Genomic DNA, 23,828 nt, shown 5'->3' with positions numbered 1-23,828 from the left:
CCGGCGGGGGGTGTCCACCGGTCGAACTCCGGTTACGGTAAGCCCACCGTGACACCGGTGTCAACACCCGTGATCAATTCGTCATGACACCGAAGTCATCCGCGTGATTCTGTGGTTATCATGGGCCGCGACGACACCGCCGTCGTCCTCGACTCCCGGACCCGCGAAAGAGCCCACCCATGACCGAACTCACCGACCGCACCATCCTCGTCACCGGAGCCGGTGGCGGCATCGGAGGCGCGACCGTGCGCCACCTCGTGGCCGCCGGCGCGACGGTCCTCGCCGCGGGTCGCGACGCCGACAGCGTCGCCGCGATCAGCGCCGAGACCGGCGCCGAGCCCGTGGTGTTCGACCTCGAATCCGAAGACGAGATCCGCGCGGCCATCGAGGGCCGCGACATCTACGGCGTCGTCAACTGCGGCGGCTGGGGTGGCGAGATCGCGACCCCGATGGACACCGACATCGACGTCTTCGACAAGGTCATGCGCATCAACGCGCGCGGCTCGCTGCTGGTCACCAAGTACGCCTCGCGCGAGATGATCCGCGTCGGCAAGGGCGGCGCGATCGTGAACGTCTCCAGCCAGGCGAGCCTCGTCGCCCTCACCGGTCACATCTCGTACGGATCGTCGAAGGCTGCCCTCGACAACATCACGCGGGTCTCGGCCCTCGAGCTCGGTGGCTACGGCATCCGCGTCAACAGCGTGAACCCCACGGTCGTCATGACCCCGATGTCGGCCTGGTACTGGGGTCGTCCCGACATCGAGGGTCCCTTCCTCGAGGCCATGCCGCTGCACAAGTGGGCCACCGAAGACGACATCGCGGCGCCGATCGTGTTCCTCCTCGGCGACGGCGCCGGCATGATCTCGGGCGTCTCGCTCCCCATCGACGGCGGCTACTCCAGCCGCTGATCCCGGATGCCGTGAGGCGGCGTCGCGGTGGGCGGCGCCGTCTCGTGGTGACGCGTGCGTTGGTACCGGTCCTTCGACAGGCTCAGGGACCTGGATCGGGCTGATCAGCCCGCGAAAACGCGGTGCAGGAACGCGTTGCGGAAGACACCGCGCGGGTCCGCCTCGCGCGCGACCGCATCGAAGTCGTGGGCACGCGGCAGGGTCGCCAGGATCCGCTCACCGGGCATGGTGAACGCCTTGCCCCAGTGCGGTCGCGCATCGAACGGCGCGAGAGCGGCCTCGATGTGCGGCAGCGCTGAGAGCACTCCCTCGGTGTCGTTGCGCCAGGTGAAGTGGATGGCGAGCACGTCGCGCTCGTACGCGGGGCTCAGCCACAGCCGATCGGCGGCGACCGTGCGCAACTCGGTCACCAGCAGGTGCTCCGCGAAGGCCGGGGCGATCTCGCGCACGGCCGCAAGGGCCTCGGCCGCCGAGGCCAGGGGCACGAAGTACTCCGACTGGATCTCGTCGCCGTCGCTGGGCAGCGCGTCGGCGCGGAAGTGCGGAAGGCGCGTGTGCCACGGCCCTGAGGTGCCCCGCGGCGTCGTGTTGTCGACGGTGCGGATGCGGCCGAGATGGATGTCGTCGCCGATGGCGATCCCGCCGAGTTCTTCGACCCACGACGGCGAGCCCGTGTCGCTCTTGGCCCAGACCAGGTCGTGCGCGGGGTCTCCCCAGGTCGTGAAGATGCTGACGCTGCGCGAGCCACCGAGTACCGCGATCGGATCCGCCACGATGTCGTCCCACGCGACTCCGGTGTACGCCTGCTGCGTGACGGAGTAGGTCGGTTCGGTGCGCAGCTCGACCGCGGTGACCACACCCAGGGCGCCGATGCTGAGGGCCGCCGCGCCGAACCACGGGTGGTCCTCGTCGATGCGGTGCGTGCGGCCGTCGGCATCCATCAGCTCGACGCCCGTCACGGCACTCGAGAGATTGCCGTTGCGCACGCCCGAGCCGTGCGTGCCGGTCGCCGTCGCACCCGCCACCGAGATGTGGGGGAGCGAACCGAGGTTGTGCAGCGCTCGGCCCTCGGCCTCGAGCACGGGCGCCAGCTGGGCGAAGGTCACGAGCCCTTCGACGCGCACCCTGCTGCCTGCGATGTCGATGCGCGTAGGCATCTTCTCGAGCGAGACGAGTGCGCCCTCGCTGTCGGCGACGTCGTTGAAGGTGTGGCGGGTCGCCTGCACGCGCAGATGATCCGCGGATGCCACGACCTCGGCCAGTTCGTCGGGCCCGGTGGGCAGCAGCACCTCGGTGGCGTGGTACCGGTGGTTGCCCGACCAGGTGGCTCCGGCGGAACGTGTCTCGATCATGGTTCTCCTCGCGTCGTCGCTCACCCATCCTGCCCCGGACCGCCGGCATCGGGGTCGGGCGCGAGGTTTCGAGGAGAGTTTCGCGCTCAGCGCGCGGGGAAGAGCGCGGCCTCGAACACGGCCTCGGCCGCGCCGACGAGCAGGCGGTTCTCGCCGAGCTCGGCGGCGGCCACACGCAGCCCCTCCGCGCACGCGGGGATCGTCTGCGCGCGCACCGCGGCGTCGAGACCGGCCAGGTCGAGCTCGCCGAGGATCGCGAGGAACCCGCCGAGCACGATCACCGCGGGATTCATCACGTTCGCGGCGTTGGCGAGGGCCGTGGCGAGAATGCGGCGTTGCCGATCGGTCTCCGCCCGCACCGTCGGGTCGGTGCTGCGGGTGAGCGCCGCCGCGAGGGCCGCGTCGTCGGCGGCGTCGATGCCGAGCGCGCGCAGCAAAAGCGATCGGCTGACCTCGTCTTCGAGCACGCCCTCGGGTGCGCGCCGATCGTCGGGGTCGGCGATGCCGGGTCTGTTCTGCCCGAACTCCCCGGCGTAGCCGCCTGCCCCGCCCAGCGGCATCCCGCCGACGATGACCGCCCCGCCGATACCGCTCGCGCCGCCGTTGAGGTAGACGACGTCGTGCACGCCGCGCGCGGCACCGAACAGGTGCTCGGCCACGGCTCCCAGCGCCGCGTCGTTGGCGACATGGGTCGTGAGCCCCGTGGCATCCGTCATCAGACCGGCGAGGGCGGCGTCGGTCCAACCGAGGTGCGGAGCCTCGCGCACGAGACCGTCGGACGCGCGCACCGGACCGGGGACGGCGACGCCCACGCCGGTGAGGCGGGAGTCGGCGAGCGGCCCGCGGCGCCAGACATCGAGACGGATGCCGACGAGCTCTGCGGTGCGCTCGGGGGTGAGCAGCGCCGACTGCTCGAGGCGCTCGCGCGCGACGATCGACCCGTCGAGGGCGACCGCTGCGATGTCGAGGGCGTCGACCTCGGGGTTCACGGCGACGGCGACGACCCGCGGGTCGGGCTCGACGATGGGGGAGGGGCGGCCGACGCGCCCCTGTGCGTCCGACGCCCGCTCGACCACGAGTCCCGCGCGCTGCAGTTCTCCCACGAGGTCGGCGATGGTCGAGCGGTTCAGGCCCGTCGCCTCGGTCAGCGCGGCGCGCGAGCGCGGTCCTTCACGGTGCACGGTGCGCAGCACGAGGGCCAGATTGGCGCGGCGCATGCCGTCGCCCCGGCTTCCCGCGGTGACCATCCGACCACTGTGCCACGGGCGGGGCCGATTCCCACCCCGACCACAACAACGCGGTGCCAGGATCGGAACATGGACCTTTCCGGCATCCCCATCACGACCATCCGCGGCGAGCAGACGACCTTCGGCGAGCTGACCGACGGCAAGGCGGCCCTCGTGGTGAACGTCGCGTCGCGGTGCGGGCTCGCGCCGCAGTACGAGGCACTCGAGGCGCTGCACAAGAAGTACGCCGACCGCGGCTTCACGGTGATCGGCTTCCCCAGCAACCAGTTCCTGCAGGAGCTCAGCGACGAGGACAAGATCGCCGAGTACTGCTCCGCGACGTGGGGCGTGACCTTCCCGATGTCCGAGAAGGTCAAGATCAACGGGCGCAGCGCGCACCCCCTGTACAAGGAGCTCACGACGACTCCGGATGCCGAGGGCAAGACCGGCCGCATCTCGTGGAACTTCGAGAAGTTCGTCGTCGCCCCCGACGGCCGGGTGACCCGCTTCAGCCCCCGGACGCTGCCCGACGCCCCCGAGGTCGTCGCCGCGATCGAGGACGCGCTCCCGGCCTGATCCCTCCTGAGCCATGCGCGCGGGCGTCCCCCGCGTATCGGAGGCGTGCCCTAATCTGAGCGCATCCGACCCTGAGGAGTTGCCGTGGCCGACGCCGTCGTTCTCGTCTCCGGCGGCGCCGCCGTCACCCCGTTCACCGACACCGACCGGGGTGCCGGGTCGGGGCTCGCGGCGGGCAACACCCTCACCGCCCTCCGCGAGCACTACCGTGCGGCCGGGCGGCAGGTCTTCACCGCTCCCGCCCGTATCGGCGCGGGGACGGTCGAGGCGGATGCCGGGTGGCAGGGCTTCGGCGAGGTGCCGGTCGTGCTGCCTGCCGAGCTGACGATCAACGCCGTCGGCGCGGTCGACGACGCCGGCGTCGCGCTCGCCGCCTTCCTGCGGTGGCTCGCCGCCGAGTACGCCGTTTCGAATGTCGATCTCGTCGCGCACTCCATGGGCGGCCTGTTCTCTCGCGCGGCGATCCGCGAGCTGGCCGGAGCGGGCCCGCGGGTGGATCGCCTCGTCACCCTCGGAACGCCGTGGGACGGCGCGGTGCTCGGCGACGCCGTCGCGGGCGACATCACGGATGCCGACGCGCACGGCGACCCGGCCACCACGACGATCCTCGACCAGGCGCGGGCCTACGCCGCGGCGAACTCCCAGGGAGCGGCCGAGCAGGTGTCGCGGCGGTTCCTCCGCACCTGGAACGACGCGCAGGCGGGCGTGCTCGACGACGTCGCGGTCACGGCGATCGGGGCGGGATTCTTCGCAGCCTCCACCGAGCCGGTACAGCTCTGGCCGCACGACGGGCTCGTGTCGCTGCGCAGCGGTCGCGCCGACGACGTGCCGGCGGCGGTCGTTCCCCGCATCGATCGGCACTCGTTCCCCGACCACGTCCACAGCATCTTCTTCGCCGACGCGTTCGGCCTGCCGTGGGAGCGCGCTCTGACGTGGGACCCACGGGTCTTCGAGGTGGTCGACGCCGCCCGGGGAATCTGACGCGAACGCTGGACGTCGCGGCATCCGGGATATATGTTGTGAGCACCAACAAACCCGCTGCGCGCCACCGCGCGCTCGTGCGTCCATGCGAAGGAGCAGGAATGCCCACCCCCACCCGCGACGACAAGTTCTCGTTCGGTCTCTGGACCGTCGGCTACAACGGCACCGACCCCTTCGGCGGCCCCACGCGTGAGCCCCTCGACGTCGTGCACGTCGTCGAGAAGCTCGCCGAGCTCGGCGCCTACGGCCTGACCTTCCACGACGACGACCTCTTCGCGTTCGGCTCCACCGACGCCGAGCGTCAGAAGCAGATCGACCGCCTCAAGGGCGCGATGAGCGACACCGGCATCGTCACGCCGATGGTGACCACCAACCTCTTCTCGGCCCCCGTCTTCAAGGACGGCGGATTCACCTCGAACGACCGCCAGGTGCGTCGTTTCGCGCTGCGCAAGGTGCTGCGCAACCTCGACCTCGCCGCCGAGCTCGGCGCGAAGACCTTCGTCATGTGGGGCGGCCGCGAGGGCGCCGAGTACGACTCCGCGAAGGACATCCGCCAGGCGCTCGAGCGCTACCGCGAGGCCGTCAACCTGCTCGGCGACTACGTCACCGACAAGGGCTACGACATCCGCTTCGCCATCGAGCCCAAGCCCAACGAGCCCCGCGGCGACATCCTGCTGCCCACGCTCGGCCACGCGATCGCGTTCATCGACTCGCTCGAGCGCCCCGAGCTGGTGGGCCTGAACCCCGAGGTCGGCCACGAGCAGATGGCGGGTCTGAACTTCGCCGCCGGCATCGCCCAGGCGCTGTACCACGGCAAGCTCTTCCACATCGACCTCAACGGTCAGCGCGGCATCAAGTACGACCAGGACCTCGTGTTCGGCCACGGCGACCTGCACAACGCGTTCGCCCTCGTGGACCTGCTCGAGAACGGCGGCCCCGGCGGCGTGCCCGCGTACGACGGCCCCCGTCACTTCGACTACAAGCCCTCGCGCACCGAGGACGAGACCGGTGTCTGGGACTCCGTGTCGGCCAACATGAACACCTACCTGCTGCTCAAGGAGCGCGCCGCGGCTTTCCGCGCCGACCCCGAGGTGCAGGCAGCTCTCGAGGCCGCCAAGGTCGCCGAGCTCGCCCAGCCGACGCTGAACGAGGGCGAGACCTACGACGACTTCCTCGCCGACCGCTCGGCCTACGAGGACTTCGACACCGACGCGTACCTCGGCGGCAAGGGCTTCGGCTTCGTCCGCCTGCAGCAGCTCGCCACCGAGCACCTGCTCGGCGCACGCTGAGTCGGATGGGGTCCGGATGCCACGGCATCCGGGCCCTCTTTCCGTCGAGTGTCCAGGACGTGCCGCATCGCGCTCGTGCGAGACGGCGTGTCGTGGACACTGAACGGGATGCCGCACTGTTGCGGCGAGGACAAGAGGAGTGAGCATGGCGCTCGTCATGGGAGTCGACTCGTCGACGCAGTCGTGCAAGGTCGTCGTCGTCGACGCCGAGACCGGGAAGGTCGTGCGAGGGGGGCGAGCGTCGCACCCCGCCGGTACGTCGGTCGCCCCCGAGGCCTGGTGGAAGGCGCTGCAGGATGCCATTGCCCAGGCCGGCGGTCTCGACGATGTCGCCGCGGTGTCGATCGCGGGTCAGCAGCACGGCATGGTCGTGCTCGACGCCGAGGGTGCCGTCATCCGCGACGCTCTGCTGTGGAACGACACCCGGTCGGCGCAGGCCGCGCGCGACCTCATCGACGAGGTGGGCGCCGAGGCGTTCGCCGAGCGCACGGGAGCCGTGCCGGTCGCCTCGTTCACGGGCACCAAGCTCCGCTGGTTGCGAGACGCCGAGCCCGACAACGCCGCGCGCGTCGCCGCCGTGGCCCTGCCGCACGACTGGCTGACCTGGCGTCTGCGCGGGTTCGGCCCGGGCAACGCCGTTCTCGAGGAGCTCATCACCGACCGGTCCGACGCCTCGGGCACCGCCTACTGGGGCGCCGACGGCTACGACCTCGACCTGTTCCGCCGTGCCCTGGGACGCGACGCCGTGCTGCCGCGCGTGCTCGGCCCGTGGGAGAGCGCCGGAACGCTGCCCGGCGGCGCGCTCGTCGGTCCCGGCGCGGGAGACAATGCCGGCGCAGCGCTCGGCCTCGGAGCCGGCGTGGGCGACGTGGTCGTCTCGCTCGGCACCTCGGGCACGGTGTTCGCCGTCACCGACACCCCGGCCCGTGACGCGACCGGCGCGGTGGCCGGCTTCGCCGACGCCACGGGGCGCTTCCTGCCGCTCGTGGCCACCCTCAACGCCGCCCGGGTGCTCGACGCCTTCGCGGGACTCCTCGGCGTCTCCCACGACGAGCTCGGCGCTCTGGCTCTCGAGGCCGAGCCCGGTGCCGGCGGCGTGGTGCTCGTGCCGTGGTTCGAGGGTGAGCGCACGCCCAACCTGCCGCACGCGCAGGCCTCGCTGACCGGCCTGACCCTGGCATCCACGAACCGACCGAATTTCGCGCGCGCGGCCATCGAGGGCATGCTGAGCGGTCTCGCCGTCGGGCTCGAGGCGATCCAGGCGCAGGGTGTCGAGGTGCACCGCGTGCTGCTCATCGGCGGCGCAGCGGCGAACGAGGGAGTGGCCCGCATCGCCGCGCAGGTGTTCGACGCCGAGATCGTCGTCCCCGCCGCGGGGGAGTACGTCGCGCTCGGTGCGGCCCGCCAGGCGGCGGGGGTGCTCGCGGGCGGGCCCGTCGACTGGACGGTCGCGATGACCCGCACGGTCGAACCCGACCACCGACCCGAGATCCGCGAGCGCTACGACGTGATCGCCGCACTCCGCGCCTCGGAACAGTAGATTTCTCGCCCGCGAGCGGGCCAGAGTAGGACCGGGTCCGTCGACGTCTTGTAAGGGGGGCGTCGGCGGACTCTCGTCTGCGGGAGCGCTCCCGCGCGGTCAACGGTCTGGCGCTCGACCCTGCTGCGGCTTAGCGTGCGCGCATGACTCGCATCCACCTGCACGCGCCCACCTTCTCGCGCGACATCGAGATCGACGCGGTCGACGATCTCATCGAGGCCGAGGGGCTGACCTGGCTGCGCGAGGGGGACGTCGACGGGGTGCCGAGATACGTCCCGGCCGCGGCCGGCTGAGGGGGCTCCGACCGCCGCGTGGCTCCGAGGTCGCGGTCTGTGCCGACGCAGGGGGATCGAGCGATCTCGCCGCTCAGCGTGGCATCCTCACCTCCGGGTGCGCCGGCTGCACGCGAGCGTAGGACGGCTGCCGCGCGGCCCGCACCCAGGCGTAGGCGTGAGAGCCGGGCAACGGATGCCGGACCGCATCGAACCGCAACCCGGTGTCGTCCTGATCATCGTCGAGACGCAGGTCGACGACGGCGAAAGGATGCCACGCCCCGAGCGCCGTGGCATGCCCCAGGGCGAGCGACCACGTGCGTTCGTCCGCGGCTCTGAGCTCTCGCGGGTCGGTCGCCGCCGGACGTCCCCTCCGTGTCCGCGCGCCCACCAGGACGGGCCCGCGCGTTCCGCGGTAGGGGAAGAGCGTGCCGAAGCGCGCGCGCTCGACGCGGCGATGCGCGCGCAGAGCGAACCGCGCCGGAACCGTCCACCCGGTCGAGGCGAGTTCGATGTCGGCGGGCTCCCCGTCCGCCTCGACGCGAAGGGCGAGCCCCACGATGTCGGGCAGCGGCGCGGGCAGGCCGATCGACCGGGACACACGGGCGACCACCGGCACCGGCCCATCGGGGGTGCGATCGATCCACGCGATGCCCGAGGGCTCGGCATCCGGAATCCATCGCACGTGCCCGCTCAACACCGCCCCGCGCGGATGGATCGGGCGGGGGTGGCGCAGTCGCCGTCCGAGCGCGAACGCTCCGCTCAGAACCGCGCCGAACGCTCGCGCCACGGGAGTCGACGAGAGACGGGGGCTGCCGGTGCCCGGGGTCATCGCGCCATCGCACCCCACTCGGGCGCGGTCGGCCGAGGGGGTTGCGCGCCGCTACTGTGAGGGACCATGAGCGGCGAGGTCGGGGGCAAGCGCATCGGCGTGCGCGAGGTCGCCGCCGCCGCGGGGGTCTCGACGCAGACCGTCTCGCGCGTGCTCAACGGCTACGCGGGCATCCGCGACAGCACGCGCGAGCGCGTGCTCGCCGCTGTCGCCGACCTCGACTACCGCGTCAACAACGCCGCGCGAGCGCTGGGCACGAGCTTGACGCGAACGGTGGGGGTCGTGGCATCCGATGCCGTGCTCCACGGGCCCTCGGCCGGCATCGCCGCTCTGGAGCGGGCGGCGCGGACGCGCGGGCGGTGGATCTCGACGGCGTACACCGACTCCGACGACCCCGCCGACATCGACGCCGCGGTGCGGCACCTGCTCGATCAGGGGGTCGACGGGATCGTGCTGGTCGCGGCGCACGGGTCCACTCCGCTCGAGGGATACGACGTGCCCATCGTGCCGCTGTACGGCGAGTCCGGGGCCCGCCAACGTGACGCCGCCGCCCTCGTCGCGACCCACCTCGCCGGCCTCGGCCATCGCCGGATCGTCGAGGTCGCCGGCCCCTCCGATTGGCGCGAAGCCCTCGCCCGAACGGCGGGAGTGGGGGACGCCGTGGCGCGCCTCGACCTCGCCCTCGTCGGTCGCGCGGAGGGGGATTGGAGCGCGGCGTCCGGCTTCGCCCTCGCCGGGGCTGTCGCCGACCTCGTGCGAGACGGGGCCACGGCCGTCGCCGTCGCGAACGACCAGATGGCCCTCGGGCTCATCGCGGGGCTCACCGCCCGAGGGCTCGTGGTGCCCGCCGATGTGTCGATCGCGGGATTCGACGACAATCCGGATGCCGCGTTCTACACCCCCGCGCTCACGACCGTCCGCCTCGACGTCGAGGGCGAGGCCGCGCACGCGGTCGCGGCCGTGCTCGGCGACGCCTCGGCGTCTCCGGCCGCACCGGTGCTGGTCGTGCGCGACTCGACGGCCCCGCCGCGCTGAGGGTCTCCCCGTCGAGGTGACCGTCTGTCGTCGAGATGACCGGCCTTTCGCCCCCATCGTCGGTCATCTCGGCGATTGCGCGTGATCTCGGCGCGGGTCAGCCCGGCCACCGGCATCCGCCCCTCGCGAAGACGCGATGTTACCGGTAACATCGAACCGGCCCCACCCGAACCCGTCGAAGGAGACACGCGTGTCCGATGCCGCCACGTTCGCGCCCGAGGTGCAGGAGGCGATCGACGCCGTCCGCGCCGACGTCGCGAAACTGCACGCCGAGCTCGTGCGCTACAACCTCATCGTCTGGACCGGCGGCAACGTCTCGGGTCGCGTGCCCGGCGCCGACCTGTTCGTCATCAAGCCCTCCGGCGTCTCGTACGACGACCTGGCTCCCGAGAACATGATTCTCTGCGACCTCGACGGCAACGCGATCCCCGGCACGCCCGGCTCCGAGCGCAGCCCCTCGAGCGACACCGCGGCGCACGCCTACGTGTACCGGAACATGCCCGAGGTCGGCGGGGTCGTGCACACGCACTCCACCTACGGCGTCGCCTGGGCCGCCCGCGGCGAAGAGATCCCCTGCGTCATCACCGCGATGGCCGACGAGTTCGGCGGACCCATCCCGGTCGGCCCGTTCGCGATCATCGGCGACGACTCGATCGGCCGCGGCATCGTCGAGACCCTGCGCGGACACCGCTCGCGCGGCGTGATCATGCAGAACCACGGTCCCTTCACGATCGGCACGAACGCGAAGGACGCCGTCAAGGCCGCCGTCATGCTCGAAGACGTCGCCCGCACCGTGCACATCGCGCGTGAGGCGGGCCCGCTCATCCCGATCCCGCAGGACAAGATCGACGCCCTCTACAACCGCTACCAGAACGTCTACGGACAGAGCACGGACGACCGCCGATGACCGCCCACACCACCGCACTGCTCGAAGAGGGCCGCGCCAGCCTCGGCATCGAGCTCGGCTCCACCCGCATCAAGGCGTGCCTGATCGGCCCCGACGCCGAGGTGCTCGCCACCGGCTCCCACGAGTGGGAGAACGTCTACGCCGACAAACTCTGGACGTATTCGCTGGATGCCGTGTGGTCGGGTCTGCAGGCCGCCTACGCCGCACTGGTCGCCGACGTGCAGCAGCGCTTCGGCGTCACCCCCGAGCGCTACGCCGCGATGGGCGTGTCGGCGATGATGCACGGCTACCTCGCGTTCGACGCCGACGGGGAGCTGCTCGCCCCCTTCCGCACCTGGCGCAACACCAACACCGGTGTCGCGGCGGCCGAGCTCACCGAGCTCCTGGGCGTGAACATCCCGCTCCGCTGGTCGATCGCGCACCTGCACCAGGCCGTCGTCGACGCCGAGCCGCACGTGCCCGAGATCCGCTTCCTCACCACCCTCGCCGGGTACGTGCACTGGAAGCTCACCGGTGAGAAGGTGCTCGGCGTGGGCGATGCCTCGGGCATGTTCCCCATCGATTCCGCCACCCGCGACTACGACGCCGAGCTCGTCGCGCGCTACGACGCGCGCGCCGCGGGCCGGGTGCCCGCGCTGAACGACCTGCTGCCGCGCGTGCTCGTGGCGGGCACCGCCGCCGGCGCGCTGACCGATGCCGGTGCGACGCTGCTCGACCCGAGCGGGACCCTGCGCCCCGGCATCCTGTTCGCTCCTCCCGAGGGCGACGCGGGCACGGGCATGGTCGCGACCTGCGCCGTGGCTCCCCGCACCGGAAACGTCAGCGCCGGCACGAGCATCTTCGCGATGGTCGTGCTCGAGCGCCCGCTCACCGAGGTGCACCACGAGCTTGACCTCGTCACGACGCCCGCAGGAGATGCGGTCGCGATGGTGCACTGCAACAACGGCGCGAGCGAGCTGGCCGCGTGGGCGAACATGTTCACCGCGTTCGCCGCCGCCGCCGGCACCCCGGTGACCCCGGATGCCACCTACGCGGCGCTCTTCGAGGCGGCGCTGAACGGCGAGGCCGACGCCGGCGGGCTGCTCGCCTACAACCACCTCGCGGGCGAGCCCATCGCGGGTCTCGACGAGGGCCGACCGCTGGTCGTGCGCACCCCCGACAGCCGTCTGACGCTGCCGAACTTCATGCGCGCGCAGCTGTACGGCGTGTTCGGCACCCTCGCGCTCGGCATGGACGTGCTCCACGGCGAGGGCGTGCAGCTCGACAAGATGTACGCGCACGGCGGCATGTTCCGCACGGCGGGCGTCGCCCAGCGCTTCCTCGCCGCCGCCCTCGATGCACCCGTCGCGGTCGCCGAGACGGCGTCCGAGGGTGGGGCGTGGGGCATGGCCGTACTGGCCGCCTACATCGCCGATGACTCCGGCCGCGACCTCGACCAGTGGCTGCGCGAAACGGTGTTCGCCACCGCCCCGATCGTCACCGCCGATTCCGAGCCCGCCGACGTGGCCGGCTTCTCGTCCTACCTCGACCGTTACCGCGCAGGCCTCGCCGTCGAGGCCGCCGCCGTGGCATCCCTCTGAAAACGACAGGAACAAACATGACGCGCACGAAGCTCAAGAACGACCTCGACGGCTACGAGGTCTGGTTCGTCACCGGCAGCCAGAACCTCTACGGCGAAGAGACGCTCAAGCAGGTCGCCGAGCAGTCGCAGGCGGTCGTCGAGGGACTGGACGGCCTGCCGGTGAAGGTCGTCTGGAAGCCCGTGCTGAAGGACTCCGACAGCATCCGCCGCATGGCGCTCGAGATCAACGGCCGCGACGACGTCATCGGCGTCATCGCCTGGATGCACACCTTCAGCCCCGCGAAGATGTGGATCGCCGGCCTCGACGCCCTGCAGAAGCCGCTGCTGCACCTGCACACGCAGGCCAACGTGGAGCTGCCGTGGAACGACATCGACTTCGACTTCATGAACCTCAACCAGGCCGCCCACGGCGACCGCGAGTTCGGGTACATCCAGACGCGCCTGGGCGTCTCGCGCAAGACGGTCGTCGGCCACGTGTCGAACCCGGCCGTGCGCCAGCAGATCGAGGACTGGGAGCGCGCCGCCGCCGGCTGGACCGCCGCCCGCACCCTCAAGCTCGCGCGCTTCGGCGACAACATGCGCTACGTCGCCGTCACCGAGGGCGACAAGACCGAGGCCGAGCTGCGCTTCGGCGTGCAGGTCAACACGTGGGGCGTCAACGAGCTCGTCGAGGCGGTGGAGAAGGCATCGGATGCCGACATCGACGCCCTCGTTCAGGAGTACGTCGAGAGCTACGACGTCGTCGACGAACTGCTCCCCGGTGGCGCGCGTCACCAGTCGCTGCGCGACGGTGCGGCGATCGAGTTGGGCCTGCGTTCGTTCCTCGAGGAGGGCGGCTTCGGTGCCTTCACCACCTCGTTCGAAGACCTCGGCGCGCTGAAGCAGTTGCCCGGTCTCGCGGTGCAGCGCCTCATGGCCGAGGGCTACGGCTTCGGCGCCGAGGGCGACTGGAAGACGGCGATCCTCGTGCGCGTCGCGAACGTCATGGGTGCGGGCCTCCCCGGTGGGGCCTCGCTCATGGAGGACTACACCTACGACCTCGTCCCCGGCAACGAGCGCATCCTCGGGGCGCACATGCTCGAGGTCTCGCCCTCGCTGACCACGAAGAAGCCCCGCCTCGAGATCCACGAGCTCGGCATCGGCGGCAAGGACGACCCGGTGCGCCTGGTCTTCACCGCCGACGCGGGCCCCGCGCTGGTCGTCGCGATGAGCGACATGCGCGACCGCTTCCGCCTGGTCGCCAACGTCGTCGAGAACGTCGATGCCCCCGACCTGCCGAAGCTCCCCGTCGGCCGCGCCGTGTGGAAGCCCGCGCCCGACTTCGCGACCTCGGCCGGCTGCTGGCTCGCCGCGGGCGCCGCGCACCACACCGTCATGACGACGGCCGTGGGCATCGAGGTGTTCCGCGACTTCGCCGAGATCGCCAAGACCGAGCTCGTCGTGATCGACGACGACACCACGGTCCGCGGCTTCCAGAGCGAACTGCGCTGGAACCAGGCGTACTACCGCTTGGCCCAGGGCCTGTAAGACCCGTCACCCCGGGTGCCGCACTGCCCCGGGGTGACGCGGCGCGTGCGCCTCCCGTTCGCTCGGGACGCGCCCCGCTCGCCGAGGTGCCCCTTACCGCCTCGGCGAGCGGACCGTGCCCCGGATCCGTGGTGGCGGTGGGCCGCCCCGGATCCGGGGCACTTTTTGGTGTGGCCGGCTCAGTCTGCATTTGTCGGGACATGGATGCCGCGGCATCCGGTGCTGAGGGGCGTGTCCCCATTTCGGTGGGGGTGTGTCCCAGATTGTGCGGCTGGCGGGGTGTCCAGCCAGGGTTTTTAAGGACATGGATGCCGTGGCATCCGGGGCACGGAGGAACCTGTGGTCGGCGCCGGGCCGGAACCCGGCCGAGGAATACCGTTCGACCTTGCACGGTCTCCGTTCGTTCACCTCGACCGATGGGAACCCCGTTTTGACTGACTCCGCACATGCCCTCGTGGTCGGCGCCACCGGTATCGCCGGCGGCGCGCTGATCGACCGACTCTCCGGCGAGGGATGGGCGGTGACCGGCCTTTCCCGTCGGCCCGGTGCGGAGCGTCCGGGTGTCGGATGGCGGTCGGCCGACCTGCGCTCGCCCGAGTCGCTGCGCGAAGCGCTGGGCGACCTGCCCGTCACCCACGTCTTCTTCACCGCATGGTCGCGGCAGGACACCGAGGCCGAGAACATCGCCGTCAACGGCGGTATGGTCCGTGAACTGCTCGCGGCGCTCTCCGACGCTCCGGTGCGTCATGTCGCCCTGATGACCGGGCTCAAGCATTACCTCGGGCCCTTCGAGGCGTACGGCCAGGGCGAGATGCCCGACACCCCGTTCCACGAGGACGAGCCGCGACTCGACGTCGACAACTTCTCCTACGCGCAGGAGGACGAGCTGTTCGCCGCCGCGCGCCGTCAGGGCTTCACGTGGTCGGTCCACCGTTCGCACACGGTTCTCGGCCATGCCGTCGGCAACGCGATGAACATGGGGCTCACGATCGCCGTCGCCGCCGCGATCAGCAGGCACACGGGTCGACCGCTCGTCTTCCCGGGCAGCGAGACCCAGTGGAACGGCCTCACCGATGTGACTGACGCCGACCTGCTCGCGAGCCAGATGGTCTGGGCGGCGACGCACCCCGAGGGCGCTGACGAGGCCTTCAACACCGCGAACGGCGACGTCTTCCGGTGGCGCTGGATGTGGCCGCGCGTCGCGGCAGACCTCGGCGTCGAGGCGGAGGGCTTCGACACGGCCCCGCGCCCGTTCGAACAGCAGATGGCCGATGCGGCGCCGGTGTGGGCCGAGATCGTCGAGCAGCACGGACTCGTCGAACCCGACATCACGCGCGTCGCCTCGTGGTGGCACACCGATGCCGATCTCGGGCGCGACATCGAGGTCATGACCGATATGTCGAAGAGCCGCCTCTCGGGCTTCACCGAGCATCACCGCACGCGCGACTCGTTCACGCGCCTTTTCGAGCGGTACCGCGCGGCGCGGCTCATCCCCTGAGGAGGAGCGACCGGGCGACCCGTCCGCCGGCGGTGACACGGGCTCGCGCCCTACGGTTCCGGATGCCACGGCATCCGGAACCGTAGGGCCCTCACTTCGCAACGAAAGATGCCAATGCCGCCCGGTACGTCCTCGATTCTTCGCGGATCTCGGCCGTGACCAACAGGGCGTTCGGCCCCAGCGTCCGCACGTACGGACCGCGGCAGGCGAGGACGACGATGCGCTCGAGTCCACGTCGCCAGGCGGGGACCAGAGCCTCGAGGTCGCGGCGCTCCGGCTGCTCGTCGAGCGGTCTCGGAGCGGCCGATCGGGCGGTTGTGAACGAGCGTTGCTGCCACGCGCGGTACGAGGGGTCCTCGAACACGGCGTCGCCGAACTCGTCGCGCCACGACGGGCCCATGACCTGCGAGAGCAGGGTTTTCCGCTGCTCGGTGGGGAGGTCCCGGTCCATCAGCCGCTCCATCGCGGCATGATCGGTCGGCCGCCCCGCGTGCTCGATGATGCGACGCCATAGCGAGGGCCAGACGGCCGCCCATCGGGAGCGTTCCGCCTCGGTCAGCTCACGGGCCGCCGGTGCGGGCGTGTCCGTTAGTGGCGGCGGAACGTCCCCCTCGACGTCGAGGCCGTACGCCTCTCGCACCCAGAGCATCTCGTCGGCCGCGTGCGGGCGGTCTTCGATGGAGATCACCATGTCGGGAGGCCACGGGTTACCGGGATCGGGGTGTGTCGACCACATCTCCTCATGGTGACAAGGGACCTGGCGGCGCTCAACCCACCGGACGCCACGCGAAGGTGCCGTTTAGCGGTTTGGGGCGCATCTTTCCGTTCGGGGCCTAAATTTCCCGCCCCGAACGGAAGAACGCGCCCCGAACCGGACTACAGCCGTTGCCCCAGCGCCCAGAGCCGGTCGGCGCGACCCGAGATCGCCTCCGACAGGGCGAACGCCTGCGAATCGGTGAGGGATGCCACGTAATCCACGATTCCGCGGGATCGCGCGAGCTTCTCGGCCTCGGCGTCCGAGGGGCGACGCTCGGCGGGAAGGGACGCGTACTGCTCTCGGGCCAGCGCGATGAGCTCGCGCAGTCGCCGAGGGGTGCGGGCGCGGTCGAGGTCGTCGTCGAGCCACTCGCCGAGCGCGCGCACCGACCGGGCCAGGATGCGGCTCATTCCGCGCTGCTGGATGGCGAGGTCGGGGCGGCTGAGCACGAACCGCTTGTGCACGAACTTCAACACCTCGACGTGGTGCCACGCCCAGGGCGACAGCACGACGGGCCCCGCGCGCGGGGTGTCGAGGGGACGGAGGTCCGCCGATTCCTGGAACCGGCGGATCCAGCGATCGGTGAAGGCAGCGAGACGACGCTCCGCCGTCAGCGACCCGTCGAACGGGCGCGCCAGCAGATCGGTGACCATCTCGGCATCCACGTCGCTGACGGCGTCGAGGAAGGCCTCGTCGTCGGCGATCCACGGGTCGTCGCGGCGCATCTTGCGGCGCAGGCGCTCCAGGCCCGCGCCCGGCGCGAGCTCGGCGCGCACCTCGGCGTCGTCCCGATCGCGCCACTCGAGCACGTCGTCGAGCCACCCGCGGAACTCCGCGGCGATCGGCGCGTGGTCGAGGATCCCCGCGCGGTAGAAATCGTCCACGTCGTGCACCGAGTAGGCGATGTCGTCGGCGAGGTCCATCACCGCGCCTTCGACGCTCTGGCGGAGGGGCTCGGCATCCACTCCCTGCCGGGCTTCGACGAGATCGGCGAGGTCGAGGTCGTAGGCCGAGTACTTGTGCACGCGGTACGCGCCGTCGGGGGAGCGACGGATGCCGCGGGGCGGGCCGATCCGTTCGACGTCGGCGGCGTCGACCGACGGTGCCCACGGGTACTTCGCCGAGGCCGCGCGCACGGCGGCGGTGAGATTGAGCCCCCGCGGGGCGTTCTCGACCACGTCGAGGGCGGTGAGGATGCGATAGGTCTGGGCGTTGCCCTCGAAGCCGTCGGGGAGGCCGAGTTCTTCTCGCGCGAGACGGTCGAGGGTGGACTCGCCGAGGTGGCCGAAGGGCGGGTGGCCGAGGTCGTGCGCGTAGGCGGCCGCCTCGACGACGGTGGCGTTGCAGACGTCGCCCTCTCCGGCCCGCCGGGAGCGGGTGTTCAACTGCAGGGCGACGACGCGGGCGATCGCGCTGACCTTGAGCGTGTGGGTGAGGCGGTTGTGCACGGGGGCCCCGCCGATCGAGGGCGACACGACCTGCGTCACGGCGGACAGGCGCGAGAAGTACGGCGAGAACTGGATGCGCTCCAGATCGATCGACCACGGGTCGGTGCGGGCGTCGTCGCCGTCGGGGTAGACGCGCGAGGCGAGGTTGCCGACGGCGCGGTCGTGGCGCGAGCCGGCGTCGGACCCACCGGACGCGGGGTGCGCGAGCGCGGTGGCATCGGGGGGCATGGTCTCGTCGTGCAGCGTCATCCGGTCCTCTCGCGGCGTCGATGGCGTGGGTCAACGCTAACGCGGATGAGGCGCGCCTTCGCCGTGTGCTCGTGCCGTCATCGCGGGTCCCGCTCGCGGACGGGCCGCGCGCCCGTTGAGCGTCCAGAACACCCGGACGCTCGCGAAAGTCGTCCGGGTGTTCTGGACACTCAATGGGGTTCGACGCCCCGTGGGGGCGCCTACCGGGAAGACGTCCGCCGCACCTCCACCTCGACCACGCGGGCGTCGTCGCCCGACAGCTCGTACGTCGCTCCCGTGACGCGGAGCGCCGCGGTCTCGTCGACCTCGGCGCACGAGGGGCCCAGCCGCAGCTCGACCTCGCCCGGCTCGACGACCCGTCGCAGCGATCGGTCGCTGTAGGCGAGCCGCGAGGCGGGGACGGTGAAGCGCACCTCCGCGCTCTCTCCGGGGTCCAGCTCGACGCGCGCGTACGCGACGAGTTGCGCGACGGGTCGCGTGACGCTTGCGACCGGACGGTGCGCGTAGACCTGCACGACGTCGGCGCCGCGGACGCCTCCGGTGTTGGTCACGCGGGCCGACACGGTGAAAGCGTCGCCCGCGCGGACGTCGGCGGTTCCGGATGCCGTGGCCCCCGCCCCCGACGACACCCCGTCCACCGTCAACCCCGCGCGCTCGAACGAGGTGTACGACAACCCGAAACCGAACGGCCGCACGGGGGTCGGGTCGGTGCTCGTGACCCCCGAGGGACCGCCGAGCAGGGGGTGCAGGTACGAGTACGGCTGGGCCCCGGCGGACCGGGGGAGCGAGACGGGCAGGCGCCCCGAGGGGGTGGCATCCCCCGCCAGCAGAGCGGTCAGCGCGGGCGCCCCCTCTTCGCCGGGGAAGAACGCCTGCAGCACCGCCGCGGGACCGCCCGCGGTGTCGAGCGCCCACTCGAGTGCGTACGGGCGGCCGGTCAGCAGCACCAGCACGACGGGGGTCCCGGTCGCGACGATCGCCTCGACGAGCTGACGCTGCACGCCGGGCAGGTCGAGGGAGTCGGCGTCGTTGCCTTCGCCCACGGTGCCGCGGCCGAACAGCCCGGCGCGGTCGCCGACGACCACGATCGCGACCTCGGCGTCACGGGCGAGGGAGGCCGCGGCATCCAGGCCCGAGAGGTCGGTGCCCTCCACCGCGCATCCCTCGGCGTAGGCGACGTCGCCGAAGCGCTCGGTGACCGCCTCGCGGACGGTGGGCAGCGCGAAGCCGAGCGGGAAGCTGGGGTGGTGCGCGAGCACGTGGTTCGCGAACGAGTAGCAGCCCATGAGCGCCTCGGCGCTGTCGGCGTTCGGACCGATCAGGGCGATCCGGCCCGGGGCGGCGAGGGGCAGGACGCCCTCGTTGCGCAGGAGGACGACCGACTCCTCGGCCAGGCGGCGGGCCAGTGCGCGGTGCTCGGCGTCGTCGAGGTCAACCGTGGTCGGGGCCTCGGAGAAGTCGGCATCCAGCAGCCCGAGGTCTTCCTTCTCGGCGAGCACGCGCGCGACCGCCCGGTCGACCACGGACTCGGGAAGGGCGCCGGATGCCACCCGCTCGGCCAGATACGGGTAGGCGTCGGGCCCCGGAAGCTCGACGTCGATCCCGGCCTCGAGGGCGAGCTGTGCGGCCTCGCCGCGGTCGGCGGCGATCCCGTGCATCGAGCGGAGGAACTCCACGGCGAAGTAGTCCGACACGACCGTGCCGTCGAACCCCCACCGGCGGCGGAGGAGGTCGGTCAGCAGCTCGGGGCTCGATGCGACGGGCACCCCGTCGATCTCGGTGTAGGAGTTCATGACGCTGCGCACGCCGCCGTCGCGCACGGCCATCTCGAACGGGGGGAGGAAGACGTCCTGCAGTTCGCGCTGCCCGGCCGACACGGGGGCGTGATTGCGCCCGGCGCGCGAGGCGGAGTATCCGACGAAGTGCTTCAGTGTCGCGTGCACGCCCGCCTCCTGGAGCCCGCGGACGTACGCCGTGCCGATTGTGCCGACCACGTACGGGTCTTCGGCGATGCACTCGTCGACGCGTCCCCACCGGGCGTCGCGCACCACGTCGAGCACCGGAGCGAGCCCCTGATGCACACCGACCTCGCGCATCGAGCGACCGATCGCGGATGCCATGAGCTCGACGGCATCCGGATCGAAAGACGCCCCCCAGGCCAGGGGTGTGGGGAAGGTCGCCGCCTTCCACGCCGCGAATCCGGTGAGGCATTCTTCGTGCACGAGCGCGGGGATGCCGAGGCGCGTCTCGGTCTGCAGGCGACGCTGTTCGCCCCACAGCCACTGGGCGCGCTCGACCGGGTCGACCGGTCGCGTGCCGTAGACACGGGTCAGGTGGCCGAGGCCGTGCACCGTGGCATCGGCGTAGGCGGTGGTGGTGACCTTCTCGCCCGAGAGGGGGGCGACGACCTCGTCGCCCTGGTCGACCCAGTACCCGACGAGCTGCGCGAGCTTCTCGTCGAGGGTCATCTCGGCCACGAGCGCTCGCACGCGGGGGGACGTTCCGGATACCCGGGCAGCACCGACGTCGGTGTTCTGGATGGTCATGGTGGGGTCAGCCCTTCACGGCGCCGGTGAGGCCGCCGACGATCCGACGCTCGAAGACACTGAAGAACAGCAGAGCGGGGATCATCGACAGCGAAGTGAATGCCAGGACCCGCGCGGTGTCGACGGAGTACTGCGAGGCGAAGGCCTGTGTGCCGAGAGGCAGCGTGAAGGCGGCCTCGTTGTTGAGGATGAACAGCGGCAGCATGTACGAGTTCCAGCTGTTGACGAAGGCCAGGATGCCGACGGTCACGACCGCGGGAACGGCGAGGGGCAGCACCATGCGCCAGAAGAAGCCGAGCCGCCCGAGCCCGTCAATCGAGGCGGCCTCCTGTAGCTCGCTCGGGATCGCCGCGAGGAACGGCGACAGGATGATGATCGTCAGCGGCAGGGCGAAGGCGATCTGCGGAACGATGACGCCCGCGAGCGAGTTCATCAGGCCGAGGTTGCGCACGAGGATGTACAGCGGCGTGATGGCGACCGTCATCGGGAACATCAGGCCGGCGGTGAACAGCGCGAACACCGCGCCGCGACCGCGGAAACGGTAGCGCGCCAGGGCGTAGGCCGCCATCAGACCCAACGCGACGACGAAGACCGTCGTGGCGATCGCCGCGATGGCGGAGTTGCCGACCTGGCCCCAGAAGATGGGGCTGGCGAGCACATCGGCGTAGTTCTGCCAGTTCCAGGTGGTCGGGAAGCCGGCCGGGTCGACGGTGATCTCGGCGTTCGAGCGGAAGCCGCCGAGGATGATGTAGACCACGGGGGCCAGCATCATGCCGATCAGCAGCAGGGCGACGAAGCCGACGAGCACCGAGGTGGAGCGCTTCGCCCCGGCGGGGGAGCGCAGCGACGAGCGCGGGGCCTGGGGGGCCACGAGCGTAGCGGTAGCGGTCATTTGGTGTCTCCGGTGAGGGCGCCGGCGGTGTCGCGCCGCAGCACGAAGCGCTGGTAGATGAGGGCGACGGCGAGAGAGATGAGGAACATGACCACGGCCACGGCGCTGCCGTAGCCGAAGCTGCCCGCGTTGCGGCCGTTGGCGACCATGTAGGTGGCCATGGTCGAGGTGCCGGCGGTCGAGGCGACGTACTGGCCCCAGATGATCCAGACGAGGTCGAACAGCTGCAGCGAGCCGATGATCGACAGGAACGCCCAGATGCGGATGGTCGGACCCATCAGCGGCAGGACGATGTGGCGCTGGATCTGCCAGTACGAGGCGCCGTCGATGGCCGCGGCCTCGCTGAGCTCTTCGGGAATGCCCTGGAGCCCGGCGAGGAACAGGATCACCGCGAAGCCGATGTACTTCCACGTGATGATGATCAGCAGCGTCCAGATCGCCAGCGCCGGGTCGGAGATCCAGTCGGCGCGGAGGGCGCCGAGCCCGATCTTCTCGAGAGCCCCGTTCAGCGCCCCGCCCGACTGCAGCATGAGGCCCCAGCCGAGACCGACCACGACCTCCGAGATGACGTAGGGCACGAAGATCAGCACGCGGATGAGCGACTGCGCCCGCATCTTGCGGTTGAGCAGCAGCGCGAGTCCGAGGGCGAGGGGCCCCTGCAGGACGAGAGAGCCGACCACGATGAACGCGTTGTGGCCGAGGGCCTCGTGGAACGCGGGGTCGGTGAGGATCGTGACGTAGTTGCGGATGCCGACGAAGTCGACCGGAGTGCCGAAGCCCGACCACTTGTAGAAGCCGTAGTACGCGGCCAGGGCGACGGGGAGGATGACGAACGACACGAACACCACCAGGGCGGGGCCCAGGAGGATCGCGAGTTCGCCGCGGATGCGCCAGTTCTCGAGCCGCCGCCGCGCGGGCGGCCGCCCGGCCGAGGGGGTGCGGTGCGCACCCTCCCCGGCCGGGCGGCGAGACCCGGCGTCGGTCGCCGAAGCGGCGAGCTGCGTCGTCATCAGCGGTGTCCTCAGCGGGACGCGGCGGCGTTGACGGCGTCGACGATGCCCTGCGGCGAACCCTTGCCGGCGAACATGTCGACGACGGCGACGTTCAGCGCGTTGCCGACGTTCTGGCCGTAGAGGGTGTCGAGCCACACCGAGACGTAGGGAGCCTTCGAGTAGGCCTCGAGCACCGACTTCAACGCGGGCGTCGTCACCGCTCCCTCGGCCTCGCTCGAGGCGGGGAGGGTCTGGAACGCCTTCGCGTAGGCCTCCTGGTTCTCCTTGTTCACGAGGAAGTTCAAGAAGTCGGTGCACTGCGCGGGAGCGTTGACCCAGCACGAGTAGCCGTCGACGCCGCCCATCATGGCGCCCGGCTCGCCGTCTCCGCCCGAGACCTCGGGGAAGGGGAACCAGCCGAGGTCGGCCAGGGGCTGCTCGTCGGGGGTCAGCGAGGCGATCACGCCCGGGTCCCACGCGCCCATGAGCTCCATGGCGGCCTGGTGGTTGGCCAGCAGGCCCGCCGACGAACCGGCGCCCTGCTGGGCGGCGGTGGTGAGGAAGCCGTCGTTGAAGGGCTGGGTGGCGAGGAAGGACTGCAGGTCTTCGCCGGCCTTCAGCCAGCACGGGTCGTCGAAGCTGCGGCTCGCGGCGGCGGAGTCGAGCACGTCCTTCGAGCAGGCGCGCAGTGCGAAGTTGTAGTACCAGTGGGCGGCGGGCCAGGCGTCCTTCGCGCCGACGGCGATCGGGGCCACACCGGTCGCCTTGATCTTGGCGTTGGCCGCCTCGAGCTCGTCGATGGTCTTCGGCGCCGCGGTGACGCCGGCGGCGGTGAGCAGGTCTTGAGAGGTGAAGATGCCCGAGGGGAGCACGGCGACGGGCATGCCGTAGTTCTTGCCGTCGATCTCGAACGCCGACAGCGAGGAGCCCAGCGCGGTCTTGGCGTCGGCCGAGATCTTGTCGGTCAGGTCCATCGCCTGGCCGGCGGTGACGATGTCGGCGAGCTTGCCGCCGCCGCGGGCCATGAACAGGTCGGGCGCGTCGCCCGAGTTGAGGGCGGTCTGGAGCTTGCCGTCCATCTCTTCGTTCTGCACGGCCTGGATCTCGATGGTGACGCCCGGATTCGCCGCTTCGAAGGCGGCGGCGGTGTCTTCCCAGTACTTCTTGCCGTCGCCGGTGGTGGAGTTGTGCCAGAGCGTCAGGGTGACGCTGCCGTCGGCGTTCTGGCCGCTGCCGCCGCCTGCGGCGCACCCGCCGAGAGCGAGGGTGCCGGCCACGGCGAGGGCCGCTCCGGCGAGGATCTTGCGCGTGTTCATGTGATTCCCGTTTCTCTTCGTCGAGGTGCGCCGTGGGACGCGTCGGTGTTCGGCTGCTCCGCCGTTCATGCGCTTCTCGGGGTCTGCTGCCCCCGAGGTGTCA

20 protein-coding genes are annotated in these 23,828 nt (G+C 71.2%); 11 read left to right on the top strand and 9 right to left on the bottom strand.

Annotated elements, in window-relative coordinates:
• Positions 1-179: 179 nt before the first annotated feature.
• Positions 180-908, top strand: coding sequence for an SDR family oxidoreductase (locus AB6V31_RS14735; RefSeq protein WP_074695256.1), 729 nt, complete (start codon positions 180-182; stop codon positions 906-908).
• A 104-nt stretch (positions 909-1,012) separates the two neighbouring features.
• Here AB6V31_RS14735 and AB6V31_RS14730 read toward each other — a convergent pair whose 3' ends face one another.
• Entirely contained in the window at positions 1,013-2,260 is a 1,248-nt protein-coding gene (locus AB6V31_RS14730; protein ID WP_369366534.1) for a D-arabinono-1,4-lactone oxidase, read from the bottom strand.
• Between the two features lie 86 nt (positions 2,261-2,346).
• Complete coding sequence (locus tag AB6V31_RS14725; protein ID WP_369366532.1) at positions 2,347-3,507, bottom strand: ROK family protein; 1,161 nt, start codon at positions 3,505-3,507, stop codon at positions 2,347-2,349.
• Positions 3,508-3,576: 69 nt separating this feature from the next.
• On the opposite strand from AB6V31_RS14725, the gene AB6V31_RS14720 reads away from it, so the two are divergent.
• From AB6V31_RS14720 to AB6V31_RS14700, 5 genes are all read left to right on the top strand, one after another.
• The gene (locus AB6V31_RS14720) at positions 3,577-4,062 is read left to right on the top strand and encodes a glutathione peroxidase (RefSeq protein ID WP_056224130.1); all 486 of its coding nucleotides are present in this window, start codon (positions 3,577-3,579) and stop codon (positions 4,060-4,062) included.
• A gap of 84 nt (positions 4,063-4,146) precedes the next feature.
• Positions 4,147-5,043, top strand: a complete 897-nt coding sequence (locus AB6V31_RS14715; RefSeq protein WP_369366530.1) for a lipase family alpha/beta hydrolase — start codon at positions 4,147-4,149, stop codon at positions 5,041-5,043.
• 101 nt (positions 5,044-5,144) lie between these two features.
• On the top strand, positions 5,145-6,332 hold the full coding sequence (gene xylA / locus AB6V31_RS14710; RefSeq protein ID WP_056224126.1) for a xylose isomerase: 1,188 nt from the start codon (positions 5,145-5,147) through the stop codon (positions 6,330-6,332).
• Positions 6,333-6,477: 145 nt separating this feature from the next.
• Complete coding sequence (gene xylB / locus AB6V31_RS14705) at positions 6,478-7,872, top strand: xylulokinase (RefSeq protein WP_369366527.1); 1,395 nt, start codon at positions 6,478-6,480, stop codon at positions 7,870-7,872.
• Between the two features lie 143 nt (positions 7,873-8,015).
• Positions 8,016-8,165 (top strand): hypothetical protein, encoded by a 150-nt coding sequence (locus tag AB6V31_RS14700; RefSeq protein ID WP_369366525.1) that lies wholly within the window; start codon positions 8,016-8,018, stop codon positions 8,163-8,165.
• Positions 8,166-8,238: 73 nt separating this feature from the next.
• Here the strand turns inward: AB6V31_RS14700 and AB6V31_RS14695 are convergent, their stop codons facing one another.
• Entirely contained in the window at positions 8,239-8,976 is a 738-nt protein-coding gene (locus AB6V31_RS14695; RefSeq protein WP_369366523.1) for a hypothetical protein, read from the bottom strand.
• Between the two features lie 66 nt (positions 8,977-9,042).
• Between AB6V31_RS14695 and AB6V31_RS14690 the strand changes: the two genes are divergently transcribed.
• The 5 genes from AB6V31_RS14690 to AB6V31_RS14670 all read left to right on the top strand — a co-directional run bounded on the left by AB6V31_RS14690 (position 9,043) and on the right by AB6V31_RS14670 (position 15,525).
• Complete coding sequence (locus AB6V31_RS14690) at positions 9,043-10,011, top strand: LacI family DNA-binding transcriptional regulator (protein ID WP_369366521.1); 969 nt, start codon at positions 9,043-9,045, stop codon at positions 10,009-10,011.
• 190 nt (positions 10,012-10,201) lie between these two features.
• Positions 10,202-10,918 carry an L-ribulose-5-phosphate 4-epimerase gene (locus AB6V31_RS14685; RefSeq protein WP_056224118.1) on the top strand — a complete coding sequence of 239 codons (717 nt, stop codon included), beginning with the start codon at positions 10,202-10,204 and terminating at the stop codon, positions 10,916-10,918.
• Positions 10,915-12,498, top strand: coding sequence for a xylulokinase (locus AB6V31_RS14680; protein ID WP_369366520.1), 1,584 nt, complete (start codon positions 10,915-10,917; stop codon positions 12,496-12,498). The genes AB6V31_RS14685 and AB6V31_RS14680 overlap by 4 nt, the downstream gene beginning before the upstream one ends.
• 17 nt (positions 12,499-12,515) lie before the next feature.
• The gene (gene araA / locus AB6V31_RS14675) at positions 12,516-14,027 is read left to right on the top strand and encodes an L-arabinose isomerase (protein ID WP_369366518.1); all 1,512 of its coding nucleotides are present in this window, start codon (positions 12,516-12,518) and stop codon (positions 14,025-14,027) included.
• Between the two features lie 430 nt (positions 14,028-14,457).
• Positions 14,458-15,525: an SDR family oxidoreductase gene (locus AB6V31_RS14670; protein ID WP_369366516.1), complete on the top strand. Its 1,068-nt coding sequence runs from the start codon at positions 14,458-14,460 to the stop codon at positions 15,523-15,525.
• Positions 15,526-15,616: 91 nt separating this feature from the next.
• Here the strand turns inward: AB6V31_RS14670 and AB6V31_RS14665 are convergent, their stop codons facing one another.
• From AB6V31_RS14665 to AB6V31_RS14640, 6 genes are all read right to left on the bottom strand, one after another.
• The gene (locus AB6V31_RS14665) at positions 15,617-16,216 is read right to left on the bottom strand and encodes a hypothetical protein (RefSeq protein WP_369366514.1); all 600 of its coding nucleotides are present in this window, start codon (positions 16,214-16,216) and stop codon (positions 15,617-15,619) included.
• A gap of 185 nt (positions 16,217-16,401) precedes the next feature.
• Positions 16,402-17,979, bottom strand: coding sequence for a dGTP triphosphohydrolase (gene dgt / locus AB6V31_RS14660; RefSeq protein WP_369366512.1), 1,578 nt, complete (start codon positions 17,977-17,979; stop codon positions 16,402-16,404).
• Between the two features lie 200 nt (positions 17,980-18,179).
• Positions 18,180-20,525 (bottom strand): glycoside hydrolase family 3 N-terminal domain-containing protein, encoded by a 2,346-nt coding sequence (locus AB6V31_RS14655; RefSeq protein WP_369366510.1) that lies wholly within the window; start codon positions 20,523-20,525, stop codon positions 18,180-18,182.
• A gap of 7 nt (positions 20,526-20,532) precedes the next feature.
• Entirely contained in the window at positions 20,533-21,417 is an 885-nt protein-coding gene (locus AB6V31_RS14650; RefSeq protein ID WP_369366508.1) for a carbohydrate ABC transporter permease, read from the bottom strand.
• On the bottom strand, positions 21,414-22,427 hold the full coding sequence (locus AB6V31_RS14645; protein ID WP_369366507.1) for a carbohydrate ABC transporter permease: 1,014 nt from the start codon (positions 22,425-22,427) through the stop codon (positions 21,414-21,416). Before AB6V31_RS14645 ends, AB6V31_RS14650 begins: the two co-directional genes overlap by 4 nt.
• An 11-nt stretch (positions 22,428-22,438) precedes the next feature.
• Entirely contained in the window at positions 22,439-23,725 is a 1,287-nt protein-coding gene (locus tag AB6V31_RS14640; protein WP_074695284.1) for an extracellular solute-binding protein, read from the bottom strand.
• Positions 23,726-23,828: the final 103 nt, after the last annotated feature.

The organism is Microbacterium sp. 16-032 (assembly GCF_041079455.1).
Classification (GTDB): domain Bacteria; phylum Actinomycetota; class Actinomycetes; order Actinomycetales; family Microbacteriaceae; genus Microbacterium; species Microbacterium testaceum_A.
The sequence above is the reverse complement of the archived record's forward strand: the minus strand, read 5'-3'. Positions and strand labels throughout refer to the sequence as shown.

Excerpts from the sequence above, each read along its gene's own strand:
- AB6V31_RS14655 (WP_369366510.1), bottom strand. The coding sequence starts at position 20,525 with ATGACCATCCAGAACACCGACGTCGGTGCTGCCCGGGTATCCGGAACG.
- AB6V31_RS14695 (WP_369366523.1), bottom strand. The coding sequence starts at position 8,976 with ATGACCCCGGGCACCGGCAGCCCCCGTCTCTCGTCGACTCCCGTGGCG.
- AB6V31_RS14645 (WP_369366507.1), bottom strand. The coding sequence starts at position 22,427 with ATGACGACGCAGCTCGCCGCTTCGGCGACCGACGCCGGGTCTCGCCGC.
- AB6V31_RS14640 (WP_074695284.1), bottom strand. The coding sequence starts at position 23,725 with ATGAACACGCGCAAGATCCTCGCCGGAGCGGCCCTCGCCGTGGCCGGC.
- xylA (WP_056224126.1), top strand. The coding sequence starts at position 5,145 with ATGCCCACCCCCACCCGCGACGACAAGTTCTCGTTCGGTCTCTGGACC.
- AB6V31_RS14690 (WP_369366521.1), top strand. The coding sequence starts at position 9,043 with ATGAGCGGCGAGGTCGGGGGCAAGCGCATCGGCGTGCGCGAGGTCGCC.
- AB6V31_RS14730 (WP_369366534.1), bottom strand. The coding sequence starts at position 2,260 with ATGATCGAGACACGTTCCGCCGGAGCCACCTGGTCGGGCAACCACCGG.
- AB6V31_RS14720 (WP_056224130.1), top strand. The coding sequence starts at position 3,577 with ATGGACCTTTCCGGCATCCCCATCACGACCATCCGCGGCGAGCAGACG.
- dgt (WP_369366512.1), bottom strand. The coding sequence starts at position 17,979 with ATGACGCTGCACGACGAGACCATGCCCCCCGATGCCACCGCGCTCGCG.
- AB6V31_RS14735 (WP_074695256.1), top strand. The coding sequence starts at position 180 with ATGACCGAACTCACCGACCGCACCATCCTCGTCACCGGAGCCGGTGGC.
- AB6V31_RS14700 (WP_369366525.1), top strand. The coding sequence starts at position 8,016 with ATGACTCGCATCCACCTGCACGCGCCCACCTTCTCGCGCGACATCGAG.
- xylB (WP_369366527.1), top strand. The coding sequence starts at position 6,478 with ATGGCGCTCGTCATGGGAGTCGACTCGTCGACGCAGTCGTGCAAGGTC.
- AB6V31_RS14650 (WP_369366508.1), bottom strand. The coding sequence starts at position 21,417 with ATGACCGCTACCGCTACGCTCGTGGCCCCCCAGGCCCCGCGCTCGTCG.
- AB6V31_RS14680 (WP_369366520.1), top strand. The coding sequence starts at position 10,915 with ATGACCGCCCACACCACCGCACTGCTCGAAGAGGGCCGCGCCAGCCTC.
- AB6V31_RS14725 (WP_369366532.1), bottom strand. The coding sequence starts at position 3,507 with ATGGTCACCGCGGGAAGCCGGGGCGACGGCATGCGCCGCGCCAATCTG.
- araA (WP_369366518.1), top strand. The coding sequence starts at position 12,516 with ATGACGCGCACGAAGCTCAAGAACGACCTCGACGGCTACGAGGTCTGG.
- AB6V31_RS14665 (WP_369366514.1), bottom strand. The coding sequence starts at position 16,216 with ATGGTGATCTCCATCGAAGACCGCCCGCACGCGGCCGACGAGATGCTC.